This window comes from Pseudomonas sp. MDT2-39-1, assembly GCF_054898085.1.
Genome location: NZ_CM142716.1, coordinates 3646722 through 3663722 on the forward strand (window position 1 = coordinate 3646722; position 17001 = coordinate 3663722).

Annotated in this window: 20 protein-coding genes; 3 read left to right on the plus strand and 17 right to left on the minus strand. The window is 59.6% G+C overall.

The window, feature by feature from the left end:
* Positions 1-86 precede the first annotated feature (86 nt).
* The 9 genes from ACYZTM_RS17310 to ubiE form a co-directional block, all read right to left on the minus strand.
* The gene (locus ACYZTM_RS17310; protein ID WP_131061477.1) at positions 87-794 is read right to left on the minus strand and encodes a 16S rRNA (uracil(1498)-N(3))-methyltransferase; all 708 of its coding nucleotides are present in this window, start codon (positions 792-794) and stop codon (positions 87-89) included.
* Positions 791-1585, minus strand: a complete 795-nt coding sequence (gene tatC, locus ACYZTM_RS17315; RefSeq protein ID WP_131061476.1) for a twin-arginine translocase subunit TatC — start codon at positions 1583-1585, stop codon at positions 791-793. Before tatC ends, ACYZTM_RS17310 begins: the two co-directional genes overlap by 4 nt.
* A complete protein-coding gene (gene tatB, locus ACYZTM_RS17320) occupies positions 1582-2025 on the minus strand; it encodes a Sec-independent protein translocase protein TatB (protein ID WP_461983679.1) in 444 nt (147 codons plus the stop codon). Before tatB ends, tatC begins: the two co-directional genes overlap by 4 nt.
* A 10-nt stretch (positions 2026-2035) precedes the next feature.
* On the minus strand, positions 2036-2314 hold the full coding sequence (locus ACYZTM_RS17325; RefSeq protein WP_010464483.1) for a twin-arginine translocase TatA/TatE family subunit: 279 nt from the start codon (positions 2312-2314) through the stop codon (positions 2036-2038).
* A 25-nt stretch (positions 2315-2339) separates the two neighbouring features.
* Positions 2340-2672: a phosphoribosyl-ATP diphosphatase gene (locus ACYZTM_RS17330; RefSeq protein ID WP_008047820.1), complete on the minus strand. Its 333-nt coding sequence runs from the start codon at positions 2670-2672 to the stop codon at positions 2340-2342.
* Positions 2665-3066: a phosphoribosyl-AMP cyclohydrolase gene (hisI, locus tag ACYZTM_RS17335; RefSeq protein WP_054054645.1), complete on the minus strand. Its 402-nt coding sequence runs from the start codon at positions 3064-3066 to the stop codon at positions 2665-2667. The genes ACYZTM_RS17330 and hisI overlap by 8 nt, the downstream gene beginning before the upstream one ends.
* A gap of 81 nt (positions 3067-3147) precedes the next feature.
* Entirely contained in the window at positions 3148-4752 is a 1605-nt protein-coding gene (gene ubiB, locus ACYZTM_RS17340) for a ubiquinone biosynthesis regulatory protein kinase UbiB (protein WP_131061474.1), read from the minus strand.
* Positions 4749-5372, minus strand: coding sequence for a ubiquinone biosynthesis accessory factor UbiJ (locus ACYZTM_RS17345; protein ID WP_131061473.1), 624 nt, complete (start codon positions 5370-5372; stop codon positions 4749-4751). The genes ubiB and ACYZTM_RS17345 overlap by 4 nt, the downstream gene beginning before the upstream one ends.
* Positions 5372-6142, minus strand: a complete 771-nt coding sequence (gene ubiE / locus ACYZTM_RS17350; protein WP_007948968.1) for a bifunctional demethylmenaquinone methyltransferase/2-methoxy-6-polyprenyl-1,4-benzoquinol methylase UbiE — start codon at positions 6140-6142, stop codon at positions 5372-5374. The genes ACYZTM_RS17345 and ubiE overlap by 1 nt, the downstream gene beginning before the upstream one ends.
* A gap of 155 nt (positions 6143-6297) precedes the next feature.
* Between ubiE and ACYZTM_RS17355 the strand changes: the two genes are divergently transcribed.
* From ACYZTM_RS17355 to ACYZTM_RS17365, 3 genes are all read left to right on the plus strand, one after another.
* Positions 6298-6573, plus strand: a complete 276-nt coding sequence (locus ACYZTM_RS17355) for a polyhydroxyalkanoic acid system family protein (RefSeq protein WP_131061472.1) — start codon at positions 6298-6300, stop codon at positions 6571-6573.
* A 158-nt stretch (positions 6574-6731) separates the two neighbouring features.
* Positions 6732-7154: a phasin family protein gene (locus ACYZTM_RS17360; protein WP_131061471.1), complete on the plus strand. Its 423-nt coding sequence runs from the start codon at positions 6732-6734 to the stop codon at positions 7152-7154.
* Between the two features lie 10 nt (positions 7155-7164).
* Complete coding sequence (locus ACYZTM_RS17365) at positions 7165-7968, plus strand: phasin family protein (RefSeq protein WP_461983684.1); 804 nt, start codon at positions 7165-7167, stop codon at positions 7966-7968.
* 194 nt (positions 7969-8162) lie between these two features.
* On the opposite strand, the gene ACYZTM_RS17370 is transcribed toward ACYZTM_RS17365, so the two are convergent.
* From ACYZTM_RS17370 to ACYZTM_RS17405, 8 genes are all read right to left on the minus strand, one after another.
* On the minus strand, positions 8163-8783 hold the full coding sequence (locus ACYZTM_RS17370; RefSeq protein WP_131061469.1) for a TetR/AcrR family transcriptional regulator: 621 nt from the start codon (positions 8781-8783) through the stop codon (positions 8163-8165).
* A gap of 59 nt (positions 8784-8842) precedes the next feature.
* Positions 8843-10525 (minus strand): class II poly(R)-hydroxyalkanoic acid synthase, encoded by a 1683-nt coding sequence (gene phaC, locus ACYZTM_RS17375; RefSeq protein ID WP_461983686.1) that lies wholly within the window; start codon positions 10523-10525, stop codon positions 8843-8845.
* 115 nt (positions 10526-10640) lie between these two features.
* The gene (gene phaZ, locus ACYZTM_RS17380) at positions 10641-11495 is read right to left on the minus strand and encodes a poly(3-hydroxyalkanoate) depolymerase (protein WP_131061467.1); all 855 of its coding nucleotides are present in this window, start codon (positions 11493-11495) and stop codon (positions 10641-10643) included.
* A 143-nt stretch (positions 11496-11638) separates the two neighbouring features.
* Positions 11639-13318 carry a class II poly(R)-hydroxyalkanoic acid synthase gene (gene phaC / locus ACYZTM_RS17385; protein WP_131061466.1) on the minus strand — a complete coding sequence of 560 codons (1680 nt, stop codon included), beginning with the start codon at positions 13316-13318 and terminating at the stop codon, positions 11639-11641.
* A gap of 258 nt (positions 13319-13576) precedes the next feature.
* On the minus strand, positions 13577-13954 hold the full coding sequence (locus ACYZTM_RS17390) for a gamma-butyrobetaine hydroxylase family protein (RefSeq protein WP_461983689.1): 378 nt from the start codon (positions 13952-13954) through the stop codon (positions 13577-13579).
* Between the two features lie 128 nt (positions 13955-14082).
* Positions 14083-15420, minus strand: coding sequence for an ATP-dependent protease ATPase subunit HslU (gene hslU, locus ACYZTM_RS17395; RefSeq protein ID WP_131061464.1), 1338 nt, complete (start codon positions 15418-15420; stop codon positions 14083-14085).
* Positions 15421-15475: 55 nt separating this feature from the next.
* A complete protein-coding gene (gene hslV / locus ACYZTM_RS17400) occupies positions 15476-16006 on the minus strand; it encodes an ATP-dependent protease subunit HslV (RefSeq protein ID WP_007899242.1) in 531 nt (176 codons plus the stop codon).
* A gap of 290 nt (positions 16007-16296) precedes the next feature.
* Positions 16297-17001 (minus strand): SPOR domain-containing protein, encoded by a 705-nt coding sequence (locus tag ACYZTM_RS17405; protein WP_131061463.1) that lies wholly within the window; start codon positions 16999-17001, stop codon positions 16297-16299.

Genomic DNA, 17001 nt, shown 5'->3' on the forward strand with positions numbered 1-17001 from the left:
AGGAAAAAGCGGTGGCCGCTTAGCGCCCAAACGGGGCGATGCGGCGTTCCGACAAGCCCCCTCGCCACAGTGGACCGTGTTTGACCTTAAAAGAGGCGGGCGAGCAACGCAGTGACGGCGGTTTCGACGCGTAAGATGCGTTCGCCGAGTTGTACCGGTTGCAGACCGGACTTGGCCAGCAGGTCGATTTCGTAAGGGATCCAGCCGCCTTCGGGGCCGATGGCCAGGGTTACCGGTTCGTCCAGACCCCGGGGGCAGGGCGGGTAGTTACCAGGGTGGCCGACGAGGCCGAGAGTGCCTTCGGTAACGGCCGGCAGACGGTCTTCGACGAACGGCTTGAAGCGTTTCTCGATGACGATTTCCGGCAGTACGCTGTCCCGGGCCTGTTCCAGGCCGAGGATCAGTTGCTCGCGAATCGCCTCTGGCTCCAGAAACGGCGTCTGCCAGAAGCTCTTCTCGACGCGATAGCTGTTCACCAGAATGATTCGTGGCACACCCATGGCCGCCACGGTCTGAAACACCCTGCGCAGCATTTTCGGCCGTGGCAGGGCCAGCACCAGCGTCAGTGGCAGCTTGGCCGGTGGCGGCTGGTCGAGCGTGACGCGCAATTCGGCTTCATCGGCGTCCAGACGCAGCAACTCGGCCGAGCCCATCAGCCCACCGATACGCCCGACCCGCAAACTGTCGCCGACCACGGATCGATGAACTTCCTGCATGTGAGTCAGCCGGCGATCCCGCAGGATCACCCGGTCGGCCGCAATGAAGTCGGCCTCTTCGAGGAGCAGCAGGTTCACGGCTGGGTCGCTGGCGGCTGGTCGTTGTGGTCGTCAGCCGGCTGGTCGTCGGGATGTTCGCCGCGCTTGCTGATCAGGCCGCCGAACAGGATGCCGATCTCGAACAACAGCCACATCGGTACCGCCAACAGCGTCTGCGAGAAGATGTCCGGCGGCGTCAGGATCATGCCGACCACGAAGCAGCCGATGATCACGTACGGGCGGATTTTCTTCAGGTATTTGACGTCGACCACGCCGATCCACACCAGCAGCACCACGGCCACCGGGATCTCGAACGCCACGCCGAAGGCGAAGAACAGCGTCATGACGAAGTCGAGGTAGCTGCTGATGTCGGTCATCATTTCCACGCCGGCCGGGGTGGCGGCGGCGAAGAATTTGAAGATCAGCGGGAACACCAGGTAATAGGCGAAGGCCATGCCGGCGTAGAACAGCATGATGCTCGATACCAGCAAAGGCACGGCGATGCGTTTTTCATGCTTGTACAGACCCGGCGCGATGAAGCCCCAGATCTGATGCAGGATCACCGGGATCGCCAGGAACAGCGACACCATCATGGTCAGCTTTAACGGTGTCAGGAACGGCGACGACACGTCAGTGGCGATCATCGTCGCGCCCACGGGCAGATACTGGCGAAGCGGCGTCGAGACGAAGGTGTAGATCTGCTGGGTGAAGGCGAACAACCCGGCGAAGATAATGAAGATCGCCGCTACACAGCGCAGCAGGCGGGTACGCAACTCGGTGAGGTGCGAAACCAGCGGCATGTGCTGGTCATTTTCAGGAAGATCGCTCATGGGGCTCGCGGCGCCAGTGTTGGGTCATGAGGGGCCGGCGCAACAGGCGCAGCCGCAGGCGTGGCAGGTTCAACCGGTGGCGCTGCAACGACGGGCGCAGGCTCTGTGGCCGCCGGTGCAGGCACGGCGGCAGGAGCATGAATCGTCTGCTCCGCGACCGGCTCAACCGGCTGAACCGGTGTGGCTTCCTGCTGTGTCGGCGTGAAAATCTTCCGCGCCTCCTGCTCCAGCGACAGAATGTGCTCGTTGTGCAGTTGCCGACGAATCTCGTCGGCACCGATTTCACGTTCAACTTCCTGTTTGATCGCGTTGAAGCTGCGCTTCAGACGACCGACCCACAGGCCGGCGGTGCGCGCAGCACCCGGCAGACGCTCGGGACCCAGCACCAGCAGGGCGACGAGGCCGACGAGCAGCAGTTCAGAGAAGCTGATACCAAACATTAGTCAGTGCTCACACGTCTTTGCGGATCGGCTCTTCGACCTTTTGCGCCTGCACGTCGATGGTGTGCGGCTGGTTCACGGACTGCGTGGTCTGTGGCTGAACCGGTGGCACCGGTTGTGCCGGGGTAACAGTCGGATCAGCCGGTTTTTCGTCGTCGTTCATGGCTTTCTTGAAGCCCTTGATCGATTCGCCCACGTCAGTGCCGAGGTTTTTCAGTTTCTTGGTGCCGAACACCAAAACGACAACAACCAGGATGACGATCCAGTGTTTCCAGTCAAAAATGCCCATGTTGCTGCTCCTCTCTAATAGTTGTTCAGGCGGACGGGCGCGAGGCTTTCTCGGCGTGTCCGGACAGACCGAAACGACGGTCCAGTTCATCGAGCACAGCCTGCGGATGCTGTCCCAGTTGGGCGAGCATGACCATGCTGTGGAACCACAAATCGGCGGTCTCGTAGATCACATCGCTGCAGTCACCGCTGATGGCGGCATCCTTGGCGGCAATAATGGTTTCGACCGACTCTTCGCCGACTTTTTCCAGAATCTTGTTCAAGCCCTTGTGGTACAGGCTGGCGACATACGAGCTGTCGGCGGCGGCGCCTTTGCGCTCTTCCAGCACCTCGGCCAGACGGGTCAGAGTGTCACTCATGGGTGTGTCCTGCGGAATAGATAGCGTGCGGGTCTTTCAGAACCGGGTCGACGGTTTTCCAGTCGCCGTTCTCGAAGACGCGGTAGAAGCAGCTCTGACGGCCGGTATGGCAGGCGATATCGCCGATCTGCTCGACCATCAGGATGATCACGTCGGCGTCACAGTCCAGGCGCATCTCATGCAGTGTTTGCACGTGGCCGGACTCTTCGCCCTTGCGCCACAGCTTGCCACGGGAACGTGACCAGTAAATGGCACGGTTTTCGGCAGCGCTCAGTTCCAGTGCTTCGCGGTTCATCCAGGCCATCATCAGGACGCGCCCGGTCTTGTGATCCTGGGCAATCGCCGGCACCAGGCCATCAGCGTCCCACTTGATCTCGTCCAGCCAGTTTTTCATCTTCGACTCCGACAGCGGGTTCCACACTACATGAGTAGAACCCAAGCGTTGAAACAGTGTGCCAGCGTGCGGGGGCGCTGGCTATCGGCGAACGACCAGATACAAACCGACGGCCACCATGATGCCGGCCGGCCAATGGCCCAGTTCGTTCAACGGCCCACCGGCCGCGAGTATCGTGCCGCCTGCCAGGTGCGCAGAGCCGAGCAAGCGCATGAACCAGTCGTCCTTGCGCCGGTGCCACGGCGGCGGTGGGTCGTAAGCGTGCGGTTGGGACATGCGCTCAAGCAGGTCGCGGGCCATGTTGGCCAGGTGCGGCAGTTGTTCGAATTGGCTCTGCACGTTGCCGATCAAGGCTTTGGGGCTGACGCGTTCGCGCATCCAGCGTTCGAGGAACGGCTGGGCGGTGTTCCACAAATCGAGGTCCGGGTACAGCTGACGGCCCAGGCCTTCGATGTTCAACAGGGTTTTTTGCAGCAGAACCAGCTGGGGTTGCACTTCCATGTTGAAGCGTCGAGCGGTCTGGAACAGGCGCATCAGCACCTGGCCGAAGGAAATATCTTTTAACGGTTTTTCGAAGATTGGCTCGCACACGGTGCGGATCGCCGCTTCGAATTCGTTGAGTTTGGTTTCCGCCGGCACCCAGCCCGAATCGATGTGCAGCTGCGCGACACGACGGTAATCACGCTTGAAGAACGCGAACAGGTTGCGCGCCAGGTAATCCTGATCTTCCGGGGTCAGGCTGCCGACGATGCCGCAGTCGATCGCAATGTACTGCGGGCTCCACGGGTTCACGGTGCTGACGAAAATGTTGCCGGGGTGCATGTCGGCGTGGAAGAAGCTATCGCGGAACACTTGGGTGAAGAAGATTTCCACCCCGCGTTCGGCGAGCATTTTCATGTCGGTGCGCTGGTCGGCCAGGGTCGCGAGGTCGGTGACCTGAATCCCGTAGATGCGCTCCATCACCAGCACTTTCGGTCGGCACCAGTCCCAATAGACTTGCGGCACGTAGAGCAGCTCCGAGCCGTCGAAGTTGCGCTTCAACTGGCTGGCGTTGGCCGCTTCGCGCAGCAGGTCGAGTTCGTCGTAGATGGTTTTTTCGTAGTCCAGTACCACGTCCACCGGGTGCAGCAGGCGCGCGTCGGCCGAGAGCTTTTCGGCGGCGCGGGCGAGGATGAACAGCCACGCGAGATCCTGCGCGATGATCGGTTTGAGGCCCGGGCGGATGACCTTGACCACCACTTCTTCACCGGTTTTCAGCTGCGCGGCATGCACCTGCGCCACGGAGGCCGAGGCCAGTGGCTCGACGTCGAAGCGGCTGAACACTTCACTGATCTTTTTGCCGAGCTGCTCTTCAATCAGCTTGATCGACACTTGCGAGTCGAACGGCGGCACGCGGTCCTGCAGCTTCATCAGCTCATCAGCGATGTCTTCAGGCAACAAGTCGCGGCGGGTGGACAGGATTTGGCCGAACTTGATGAAAATCGGTCCCAGGTCCTGCAACGCCAGACGCAATCGTGCGCCACGGCTCAGGTCCAGCGTCTTGCGTGGGAACCAGCGCCACGGTAAGGCGTAGCGCAGCGCCAGCAGAAACCAGGGCAATGGCAGGGCGAACAGCAGGTCATCGAGGCGGTAGCGAATCACAACGCGCTGTATGCGCAACAAACGGCGGGCGGCAAGCAGCTTCATGCGTTATCGCTTGGGTCGAGGGATCGGGAAAGGCGCTCGAAGCGCGCCTCGAGACGGTCCAGATCGAGTTTGATCTGGTCCAGTTCATTGAAACGGGCTTCAGCTTCGCGCTGACCGACGAGGGTGCGCGATTCTTCGGCCAGGTATTCGCCAAGATTCTGATTGAGGCTGGCGAACCCTTGCTGATACCAGCGTGCGCGGCTGCGCAGGTGACCGCCGACCAGTTGCGTGGCGACCGGTCCCAGCCAGCGCGAGAGTTCGTACTCCCAGTCCAGCTCAAGGTCCTGAAGGATCGCCGCCAGTTCCAGCAGCACGCCGCTGTCGCCGTCGAGTTCGACTTCGGGAGCATGCAGGACCGAAGTCTTGTCCTTGCTCATGGCCAGTTTCAGCAGGCTGGAGGCCGGTGCCCGCAAGGTGCAGTCGGCGCCGGTTTCCCAGTGAGACGCCAGCATCAGGCCTTCGTCGCTGGGCAGGATGAATAGCTGCAACGCCGGGCTGCGGCAGTCGACGGCAATCACCTTGCCGCTCAAATGCGCCAGCCTCGGCAGCGCCGTGCTGTCGAGACGCAGCACCCGGTTCAGACCGAGTTCAACGCTGGCGAGCAGGCCGGCCAGCAACATCAGGGTTTGATACCGCGGTGCAGGGCGACGATGCCTGCGGTCATGTTGTGGTAGGTCACGCGGTCGAAACCGGCCTCGACCATCATCGACTTCAGGGTTTCCTGATTCGGGTGCATGCGGATCGATTCGGCCAGGTATCGATAGCTTTCCGAGTCGTTGGTGATCAGCTTGCCCATCAACGGCATGAAGGCGAACGAGTAGGCGTCATAGGCTTTGGACATCAGCGCGTTGGTCGGCTTGGAGAATTCCAGCACCAGCAAACGACCGCCCGGTTTCAGCACGCGCAGCATCGAACGCAGGGCGTCTTCTTTATGCGTCACGTTGCGCAGGCCGAAGGCGATGGTCACGCAGTCGAAATGGTTGTCCGGGAACGGCAGTTTTTCAGCGTCGGCCTGAACGAACTCGACGTTGCCGGCCACACCCAGATCCAGCAGGCGGTCACGACCGACCTTGAGCATGGATTCGTTGATGTCGGCCAACACCACCTGGCCGGTCGGGCCAACGAGGTGCGAGAACTTCTTGGTCAGGTCACCGGTACCGCCGGCGATGTCCAGCACGCGGTTACCGGTGCGAACGCCCGACAGCTCGATCGCGAAACGCTTCCACAAACGGTGCATGCCGCCCGACAGGAGGTCGTTCATCAAGTCGTACTTGGCGGCTACCGAGTGGAAAACCTCAGCGACTTTTTCCGCTTTCTGGCTTTCCGGAACGTTTTTGAAGCCGAAGTGAGTGGTGGGTTCGGCATCGCTGCCTTTGCGCTGATCAGTCATATCGCTGTCACCAAAAGAGAATGCGGGACATTCTAATCCCGGTGGCCTGCTTTGTCTTGGCAAGGCTGCAGGTAAGATAGGTAACCACCGGGACGTTTTGCCGCAGCAGCGGTCAAGATGCTTCAGGAAAGTATTCATAAAGCAGGAGTCATTCGATGGCCCGTATTAGTGTTGAGCGTGCCCACGGCCTGGGCAAGGAAGCGGCCCGCGAGAAGGCCGACAAGTTGGCGCAAAAGCTGTCCGATCAATATGGTCTGGAACCGCAGTGGTCCGGTGACACCCTGAATCTCAAACGTTCCGGCGTTAAAGGCGCAGTGCATGTGAGCGAGGACTCGATCAAGGTCGATGTCGAACTGGGCCTGTTGATGTCGGCCATGAGCGGCACCATCAAATCGGAAATCGAGAAGGCCCTCGATAAAGCGTTGGCTTGACCGGCAGTGGATTTGTGAATGCAATTCCTGTGGGAGCGTTGTACCCAAACGTTTATGTCAGTTGTTAGGGTGCTGTTTCTAATTTTTCTCCCTACTTTGTGCCTGAGCCCGACACTTTCGCGGGCAGTTCCTCAAACCTTCTGCGCGTGAGGTGCACCATGGCCAAAGTTATTTTGAAGAAAAAAATCGACGCTTCGACGACTGCTCTGAGCGACGTTAAATCTTACGCCCGCAAGATCTGGCTGGCAGGCCTGGGGGCCTACACCAGGGTCGGCCAAGAGGGCAACGAGTACTTTCAAGAGTTGATCGTCGCGGGTCAAGCTGTTGAAAAAAAAGGCAAAGAAGTAGTTGCCGAGAAACTTGAAGCCGCTAACACAGAGATTGATGAAGCCAAGAGTGAAGTGAGCACATTCAAAGCCAAGGTCGAACTTCAACTCGACAAGGTCGAGAAGGCTTTTGACTCGCGTGTCGCAAGTGCCTTGAATCGTATCGGCATTCCGTCTAAACATGACGTTGAGACACTCTCTGCTAAGCTCGATGAGCTGACGGCATTGCTCGAACGCGTCGCGCGTAAATCTTAAGGAGAACGGGATGGCTGGTAAAAAGAACACCGAAAAAGAAGGCAGCTCTTGGATCGGGAAAGTCGAAGACTACTCCCGCAAAATCTGGCTGGCTGGTTTAGGCGTGTACTCGAAGATCGACACTGACGGCAGCAAGCTCTTCGATACATTGGTTAAAGACGGCGAGAAAGCCGAGAAGCTCACCAAGAGCGCTGTCGGCAAGAAAGTCGATGACGTCAAGGATTCCGCTTCGTCGGCCAAGTCGCGCATCAGCGGCGTGAAAGATCGTGCGCTGGGCAAGTGGGATGAGCTGGAAGGGGCTTTCGACAAGCGCCTGAACAGCGCCATTTCGCGCCTGGGTGTACCGAGCCGCAATGAAGTGAAAGCGCTGCACAGCAAGGTCGATACCCTGACCAAGCAAATCGAAAAACTCACCGGTGCCAAGGTGGCGCCTGTCGTAGCGAAAACCGCAGCGGCAAAAACTGCTGCCAAGCCGCTGGCAAAAGCTGCCGCTAAACCGGTAGCTAAAGCCGCGTCGAAAGTCGCGTCCGCAGCCAAGTCCGCTACTAAAACTGCCGCCGCTAAACCTGCAGCAGCCAAGGCAGCGGTCAAATCGGTCGCCGCCAAAGCCGCAGCCAAACCGGCCGCAGCGAAGAAGCCAGCAGTGAAAAAGCCGGCCGCGCCTAAAGCTGCCGCACCAAAACCAGCAGTGGCTGCCGCCAAACCGGCAACCTCGTCGACTCCGGTCAGCACATCGAACTCTGCTACTGCGCCGACTCCTGCTGTAACCCCGACTGCCGCGCCAGCTCCATCGACGCCAACCAGTCAGTCCTGATTTTCAGGGCTCAAGAAAACGCCCGGCCTGCAAAGGTCGGGCGTTTTTTGTTTGTGCACGGTTCTGCACACACGGCGGCCCCCTGTGGGAGCTAGCCTGCTAGCGATAGCGGTTCATCAGTAAACAACAATGTCGACGGATAAATCGCTATCGCTAGCAGGCTAGCTCCCACAGGGGGCGACGGTGTTCAGGGGTTATTCGTGTTCTTCCAGGTATTGGAGGGCCAACTGCTCCGTCGCCACCTTGATCGGCGGCAGCAAATGCGGCGCCACCAGCATCATGATCTGATACACCACCAACCTGACTTCCCCCTCGCGATCAAGAATCCGCTGATAGTCCAGCGAGAACAGCAGCGTCATGGTGATCTGCTCCACCAACTGCCCCAGCGCTTGCGTATCGCTGACCAACTGCCCCTGAGCCTTCAATCGTGCCAACAATGAAGCCAGCGTGCGCTTCAGTGCATTGAGCAGATTGCGGATGCCCTTGGCCAGTTTCGGCAAGCGCCCGGCCAGGTTCGACAGGTCCTGAAACAGAAACCGGTAATGGGCCAGCCGTTCGACGATTAAGTGCAGGAACAGCCAGTAGTCCTCTGGTGCCAACTCCACATCGGCCGGAGGATCAAGCAGTGGCGCAAGCTCGGACTGGAAACGCTCGAACAATCCGAGAATCAACGGTTCCTTGCCGTGGAAGTGGTAGTAGAGGTTGCCTGGGCTGATGCCCATTTCGTTGGCAACTTCCATGGTCGAAACGTTCGGTTCACCCTTCTGATTGAACAATTGCAGGGCACATTCGAGGATCCGGTCGCGGGTTTTCATCCAGTCTTCTTAATGGTCGAGTCATGCCACGGCAGACGTGTGCCGTGGTTCGTTGTCAGTCAGCGCACGCGTACGTAAGTGCCGGGTGCCGCCTCCAGCGGTGGATAGTTCTGGTTGCCGAGGGTCATGTGGGTTTCTTTTTGCGCCCCCGAGCGCTCCTGAATCCAGCCCAGCCACTGTGTCCACCAGCTACCGTCGACTTGCTTGGCGTCGTAATACCAGGCCCGAGGGTCGCTGCTCAGTTTCGTGCCCTCGACGAAGTTGGCTTTCGGGTTCGATGGCGGGTTGAGGATGCTCTGCACATGACCGCTGTTGGACAGCACGAAGCGTCGTTCGCCACCCAGCAGCAGCGTCGAGCGATACACCGCATCCCACGGCGTGATGTGGTCGTTGATGCCGGCTACGCTGAAGCTGTCGACGTTGACTTTCTGCAAGTCGATCGGCGTGCCGCACACTTCCAGACCGCCCGGATGACCCAGCGGGTTGTGCTTGAAGAAGTCCAGGAGGTCGCCATGCAAGGCTGCCGGCAGGCGCGTGTTGTCGTTGTTCCAGTAGAGAATGTCGAACGCTGGCGGCTCTTTGCCCAGCAGGTAATTGTTGACGAAATAGCTCCAGATCAAATCGTTGGGGCGCATCCAGGCAAATACCTTGGCCATGTCGCGGCCGTCCAGCACACCTTTCTGATACGAACGACGCTTGGCCGCTTCCAGGGTCTGTTCATCGGCGAAAAGCGTGGCCGGGCTGTCCATCTGGCTGTCGAGCAGGCTCACCAGGTACGTCGCGCTGGACACCCGCCGCAGTTGCCGCTTCGCCTGCAAGTGGCCTTGCAGCGCGGCGATGGTCATCCCGCCGGCGCAAGCGCCCATCAGGTTGACCTCGCGAGCGCCGGTGATCGCCCGGCAGACGTTCATCGCTTCCTCCACCGCTTCGACGTAGGACGACAGGCCCCATTCGCGGTGCCGCACGTCCGGATTGCGCCAGCTGATCATGAACGTCTGCAGGCCGTTTTTCAGGGCGAACTGGACGAAGCTGTTGTGCGGGCTCAGGTCGAAAATGTAGTACTTGTTGATCTGCGGCGGCACCACCAGCAGCGGCTTTGAATACTGCTTTTCGCTCATCGGCTTGTACTGGATCAGCTCCAGCAGCTCATTGCGAAACACCACGGAACCGGTGGTGGTGGCGACCGTTTTGCCGACCTCGAAAGAGTGCTTGGTGACTTGTCTGGGCAAGCCATCGTTGTGCAGGAAGTCGTCGAACAGATGGCTGATGCCGCGCACCAGGCTGTTGCCGCCGGAGTTGAAGATCTCCTTGATCGCCAGCGGATTGAGCAGGGTGTTGGACGGCGCCACGGCGTCATTGAGCAAGGCGAACGCAAAGTGGGCACGAGCGCGATCGTCGGGGCTCATGTTGCTCTCGTCGATCCAGCTTTTGACCTGCTTCTGCCAGCTCAGGTAGGCCTGCAAGCTGCGGCGATAAAACGGGTTGAGACTCCACGCAGGGTCGGCAAAACGATTGTCCTGCGGGTTGGTCGGGTGCAGGGTTTCGCCCAGCAGTACACGGCCCAGTTGGCCGCCCAGTTTCAAGGCATGTCGTGCGCTGTTCACCGGGTTGCGCAGGCCATGGGCGGCAACGCTGCGCAGGGTCGACAGCAGATCCCGGCCACGCAGGCCGGTGATCGCACTCTGTGCATTGATGAACGCGGCGGGTGTGGGCAAAAAGTCCCTCGCTGGTTTGTCGCGCATGTGTCAACACTCCTTCGTCTTTCAGGCCAAATACAAACACATCGAACCAGAACACCATAGACGCTGTTACGGGTTGTTGCGCGGTGCGGCGTCCTGCCGACCGACAATGGGCCGGTTAACCGCCCAATGGCGACGGATGCGGATGCATCACGGCACGCTGACGTTCCTCCTCGAGGAATTTCATGATGATCGGTGCCACGGCTTCGGCGCGCGTAATCAGGAACAGGTGCCCGTCATCGATGATGTGTAACTGAGCATTGGGGATTCGCCAGGCGAGCAAACGCATGTTGATCAGCGGAATCAGGGGATCGTCGTCGCCGGCCAGGACCAGGGTCGGCTGATGGATCTTGTGCAGCCAGTGAATGCTGGTCCAGCCAAGTCCGGCGAACAGCTGCCAGTAGTAACCGAGTTTGCCTGCCGAGCGAACCTTGGCGGCATGGCTGGCGGCCAGGGTCGGATCGCGACGGAACGAACCGCCATAAATCATTGGCGCAATACGGATCACGTGAGACGGCTGGATGTAGCGCCGTGGGCTGGCCATCATCCACAACACTTTCGGTTTGCCCGGCACCATTACCGCACCGGCCGCCGTGGCCGCCAGCACGAGTTTCTTGCAGCGCTCGGGATAGTCGTACGCGAATTGCTGGGCGAGGGCGCCGCCCCAGGAAACACCGATGACGTTGACTTGCCCGTAGTCGAGATAGTCGAGCATCCGCGTCGTGAGTTTCGCCAGGCCCGGAAAGCGATACGGCCGATTGGGCGTCGACGAACCGCCGACACCGGGTACATCGAAAGCGATGACTTCCAGGTCCGGGTCCAGCGCCGCGACGAACGGAAACACCAGCTCCAGGTTGGCGCCGATGCCGTTGAAAATCAGCAAGGGCGTCAAGTGAGGCTTGCCGGGGCGTACTGCCGTGCGGAGGGTCTGGCCATCCAGGTCGACAGTACGGAATATGAACGGTTGCGGCATGCTTCAGGCCCTGTGGGTTAATTATCCCGGTCCCCTGTAGGAGCGAAGCTTGCTCGCGAAGGCGTCAAGTCATTCGACATCCATGTTGGATGAATGACCGCTTTCGCGAGCAAGCTTCGCTCCTACAGAGGGCGGGGTGTCGGTTACCGCTCGTGTACGTAAGTGCCTGGCGCCGCCTCGCCTGCCGGGTAAACCTTGTTGCCCAGGCTCGCCGGGGATTTCTTCAGCTTGCCCGAACGCTCGGCCTGCCAGGCCTGCCAGTGCAGCCACCAGGAGTCAGTGTGCTTGGTGGAATTTTCTTGCCATTCTTCGGCTTTGACCGGCATGTCCGTGCTGGTCATGTAGCGCGATTTCGGGTTGCCCGGCGGGTTAAGAATGCTCTGGATATGCCCGCTGCTGGACAGCACGAATTCCACCTTGCCGCCGAACAACTGCGCCGACTTGTAGCAGGACTTCCACGGAGTGATGTGGTCGTTGGTGCCGGCCAGGGAAAAGATGTCGGCCGTGACCTGCTTCAGATCGATCGGCGTACCGCACACTTCCAGTGCATCGGGACGGATCAGTGGATTGCTTTTGAACATTTCGATCAGGTCGCCGTGGAATGCGGCGGTTAACCGTGTGGTGTCGTTGTTCCAGAACAGGATGTCGAACACCGGCGGCTCGTTGCCCAGCAGGTAGTTGTTGACCCAGTAGTTCCAGATCAAATCGTTGGGGCGCATCCAGGCGAAGACTTTCGCCATGTCGCGGCCCTCCAGCACACCGGCCTGATAGGAATGGCGCTTGGCGGCTTCGAGGGTCTGTTCGTCGACGAACAAGGCCACGTCGCTGTCCAGGGTGGTGTCCAGCACGCTGACCAGCAACGTCAGGGCGTTGACCTTCTTCTCGCCGATCGCGGCGTAGTGGCCCAGCAGCGCGGTGCAGGTGATGCCGCCGGAGCAGGCGCCGAGCATGTTCACGTCTTTGCTGCCGGTGATCGCGGTGACCACGTCGACCGCTTCCTTGAGCGCCTCGATGTAGGTCGACAGACCCCACTCGCGCTGCTCCTTGGTCGGGTTGCGCCAGCTGACGATAAACGTCTGCACGTTGTTGCGCAGACAGAAACGCGCCAGGCTTTTGTCCGGGCTCAAGTCGAATACATAGAACTTGTTGATCTGCGGCGGCACCACCAGCAGCGGACGCTCGTGCACCTGCTCGGTGATCGGGCGGTACTGGATCAGCTCCAGCACGTCGTTGCGGAACACCACCGCGCCTTCGGTCACGCCCAGGCTCTTGCCGACTTCGAACGCACCCATGTTGACCTGGCTCGGCATGCCGCCGTTGTGCACCAGATCCTTGGCCAAGTGCGAGAGGCCGTCGAGCAGGCTTTTACCACCCGTTTCGAAGAAGCGTTTGACCGCCGCCGGGTTGGCCGCACTGTTGGTCGGCGCCATGGCTTCGGTCATGAGGTTGATCACGAAATGCCCGCGGCTGACGTCTTTGGGCGGCAGATTGCTGTCGTCGATCCAGTCGTGGAGTTCCTTGCGCCACGCCAGGTAAGTTTGCAAATAACGTTTGTAGAGCGGGTTCTGGCTCCAGGCCGGATCGGCAAAGCGACGGTCATCGCTTGTGGGTAGAAGCTCCGATTTACCGAACAACACGTTCTTCAGTTCAAGGCCGAAATGGGCAACATGCCTGGCACTGTGAATCGGTTGTTTGATGGCCTGCCTGAGCACCATTCGAGCTGACGCCAATAAATCCTTTCCACGCAGCCCAACGACAGGATTCAGCCCCAAGGTGTTTTCCGAGGCTTGATACTTCAAGTCATCGTTATTCTTGTTACTCATCTACGACGCTCCATTGTCCTGAGACGAGTACCTGGGTCCAGCTGTGTAGTGACACAGCCAAGGCCAGGTACTTCTGCTCGGGTGACCGTTAATTCTGCATCGCTGCTTTTTACGGCAGAGAGCACTGCAGGGAACTTGCCAGCTCCATTGGTTACCCGAGTTTAATTTTTTTCGCAAGCGGGCCAATCATTGACCCAGAAGCGGAGCATTCAAACAGATGGAATTAGAAAATGCCCTCTAAAGAGCAAGAGGCTTGACCTAGAGCATCAGCTTGACGATGGATTCATTCGGATCGCGGGTTTTTCCGGCGGCTTTCAGTTCGCCAAGATAATCGTTCCAAAGGTCCTCCTGACGCACGCCCAACTGGTACAGATATTCCCAGGTGAACAGGCCGCTGTCGTGGCCGTCGTCGAAGGTCAATTTCAGTGCGTACTGACCGGCCGGTTCTACCTTGATCAGGCCTACGCCGATCTTGCCAAATTGCAGGATAGGTTTGCCGTGGCCCTGGACTTCCGCGGAAGGAGAATGCACGCGCAAGAACTCGGCGGACAGGTGATGTTCCTCGCCGGACGCGTATTTCAGCGACAGGGTTTTCGAGGCTTTGTGCAGTTTGATGTCGGTGGGGAGTTGGGTCATGGCCTGAGTTCCGTTATGGATGGAACCCTGTAGGAGCGAAGCTTGCTCGCGAAAGCGTCAGTTCAGTCGACATGTATGTTGAATGAATGACCGATTTCGCGAGCAAGCTTCGCTCCTACAAGTTTGGCTTACAGAATATAACGGGACAGGTCTTCGTTCTGTGCCAATTCACCGAGGTGGCTGTTGACGTACTCGGCGTCGATCAGGATCACCTTGTCGTCGTGGGCGCTGGCCAGGTCGCCGGCGCTGAACGACACTTCTTCAAGCAGGCGCTCGAGCAAAGTGTGCAGGCGACGGGCACCGATGTTCTCGGTCTTCTCGTTGACCTGCCAGGCGATCTCGGCGATGCGCTTGATGCCGTCCGGCTGGAACTCGATGACCAGGCCTTCGGTTTTCAGCAAGGCGCAGTACTGCTCGGTGAGCGACGCGTGCGGCTCGCTGAGGATGCGTTCGAAGTCTTCCGGCGTCAGCGCCTTCAGCTCGACACGAATTGGCAGACGACCTTGCAGCTCCGGCACCAGGTCGCTTGGCTTGCTCAAGTGGAACGCACCGGAGGCGATGAACAGGATGTGGTCGGTCTTGACCATGCCCAGCTTGGTGTTGACGGTGCAGCCTTCGATCAGCGGCAGCAGGTCGCGCTGTACGCCTTCACGGGACACGTCGACGCCACCGGTGTTGCCGCGCTTGGCGACCTTGTCGATTTCGTCGATGAACACGATACCGTGCTGCTCGACGGCTTCCAGCGCCTTGGCCTTCAACTCTTCTTCGTTGACCAGGCGACCGGCTTCTTCGTCACGCACCAGTTTCAGCGCTTCCTTGACCTTGATCTTGCGGTTCTTCTTTTTGCCCTTGCCCATGTTGGCGAACAGGCTCTGCAACTGGTTGGTCATTTCTTCCATGCCCGGTGGCGCGGAGATATCGACACCGGCCATTTCGGCGACTTCGATTTCGATCTCCTTGTCATCCAGCTGACCTTCACGCAGGCGCTTGCGGAACAGCTGACGGGTGTTGGAGTCGGCCGATGGCGCGTCGTCATTGTTGAAGCCCATGCGTGCCGGTGGCAGCAGCGCGTCAAGGATGCGTTCTTCGGCGGCGTCTTCGGCGCGGTGACGAACCTTGGTCATTTCCTGTTCGCGCAGCAGCTTGATCGCCGCGTCAGCCAGGTCACGAATGATCGATTCAACGTCGCGGCCGACATAACCGACTTCGGTGAACTTGGTCGCTTCGACTTTGATGAACGGCGCGTTGGCGAGTTTGGCCAGGCGACGGGCGATCTCGGTTTTACCGACACCGGTCGGGCCGATCATCAGGATGTTCTTGGGAGTTACTTCAACGCGCAGCTCTTCGGGCAGTTGCATCCGGCGCCAGCGGTTACGCAGCGCGATGGCGACGGCGCGCTTGGCATCGTCCTGGCCGATGATGTGGCGATTGAGTTCGTGGACGATTTCACGGGGAGTCATGGACATAATAATTGGCGGTCCTCAAGCAAAAGTAAGCCGTGGCGTGGTGGCCAAAACAGGCTTACTCAGCGAGGTCCTGCTCCTCAATGGTGAAGGTGTGGTTGGTGAATACGCAGATGTCGCCGGCGATACCGAGCGCGGTTTCGACGATTTCGCGAGCCGACAGATCGGTTTTCTTCAGCAGCGCGCTGGCGGCGGCCTGGGCGTAACCGCCACCGGAACCCATGGCGATCAAGCCTTCTTCAGGTTCGACCACGTCGCCGTTGCCGGTGATGATCAGGGAGGCGTCTTTGTTGGCGACCGCGAGCATGGCTTCGAGACGGCTGAGGGAGCGGTCGGTGCGCCATTCTTTGGCGAGTTCGACGGCAGCGCGAACCAGGTGGCCTTGATGTTTCTCAAGCTGGCCTTCGAAACGCTCGAAGAGGGTGAAGGCGTCAGCGGTGGCCCCGGCAAAACCGGCGATCACCTGGCCGTGGTACAGGCGACGAACTTTCTTCGCGTTGCCTTTCATCACGGTATTGCCGAGAGAAACCTGGCCGTCGCCGCCCATGACGACTTTGCCGTGGCGGCGAACTGAAACGATGGTGGTCAAGGGAGAGTCTCCACGCAGCGGGGCGAAAATGCCTTATGCAAACTCATATGGGGGTGGTGATGCGTTTTTCAACTGTAGGACTTGGCGGGGGACGAGCGGTGTAATAGCGGGGGAAGGTGTGTTGTCTGTTCTGGCGCCTTCGCGGGCAAGCCTCGCTCCTACAGGTAATGCACCGTTCACACATACGGCGAACGGTGCATTTTACGGCGTTCACAATAATGCGAGCGATGCGTTATCTGTAGGAGCGAGGCTTGCCCGCGAAGAACGATAACGCGGTGCCGCTGAGGAAATCAGCGGTTCTGGCGTTGTTGTAACAGCAGGTTGCTGAAGCCGGCGCCGGACAGTTGTTTCTGCGCCGTGGTCAGCTGTTCGCGGTTGCTGAACGGTCCGACCAAAACCCGATACCAGGTCTCGTCCTTAACGGTTCCGGATTCAACCGCCACCGCCTGGCCCAGCAGGATGATCTGGGCCCGAACCTTGTCCGCGTCAGTCTCCTTGCGGAAAGAACCGGCCTGCAGGAAGAACTTGGTCACCGGGGCCGCTTTGGACACCGGTGGCGCTGGCGGCGGAGTGATCCCGGCCAGTGCGGCCTGAGCCCGCGCGGTATCGATCTTCGCCGCTTGCTCTGGCGTGACCGGCGTCGTCGGAATGGCTGGCACTTGCGGCGTCGGCAGGGTTTTCTCCGGCACGGCATCCGGCGGTACGATGACTTCCGATTCCGGCAGCAGGGTGTAGAAGTCGTACTTCGGCTTCACCGGTTGCGTCGGGCTCGGCGGGGTCTTGTTAGCCTCGGCGATTTTGGCCTTCTGTTGCTCGATCCTCTCGCGCTTGACACTCTCGCTGCCCTTGCCTGGCTCCAGCTTCATCAGGAACACAATGAATGCGCCGACCGTCAGGCCGATGGCCATCCACAGCCAACCCGGGATCGGTTGCTTTGCAGGAGCTTGGTAACGGCTGGCGCCACGCTTGGGTGCAGGTTTTTTCTTGGCAGCCAA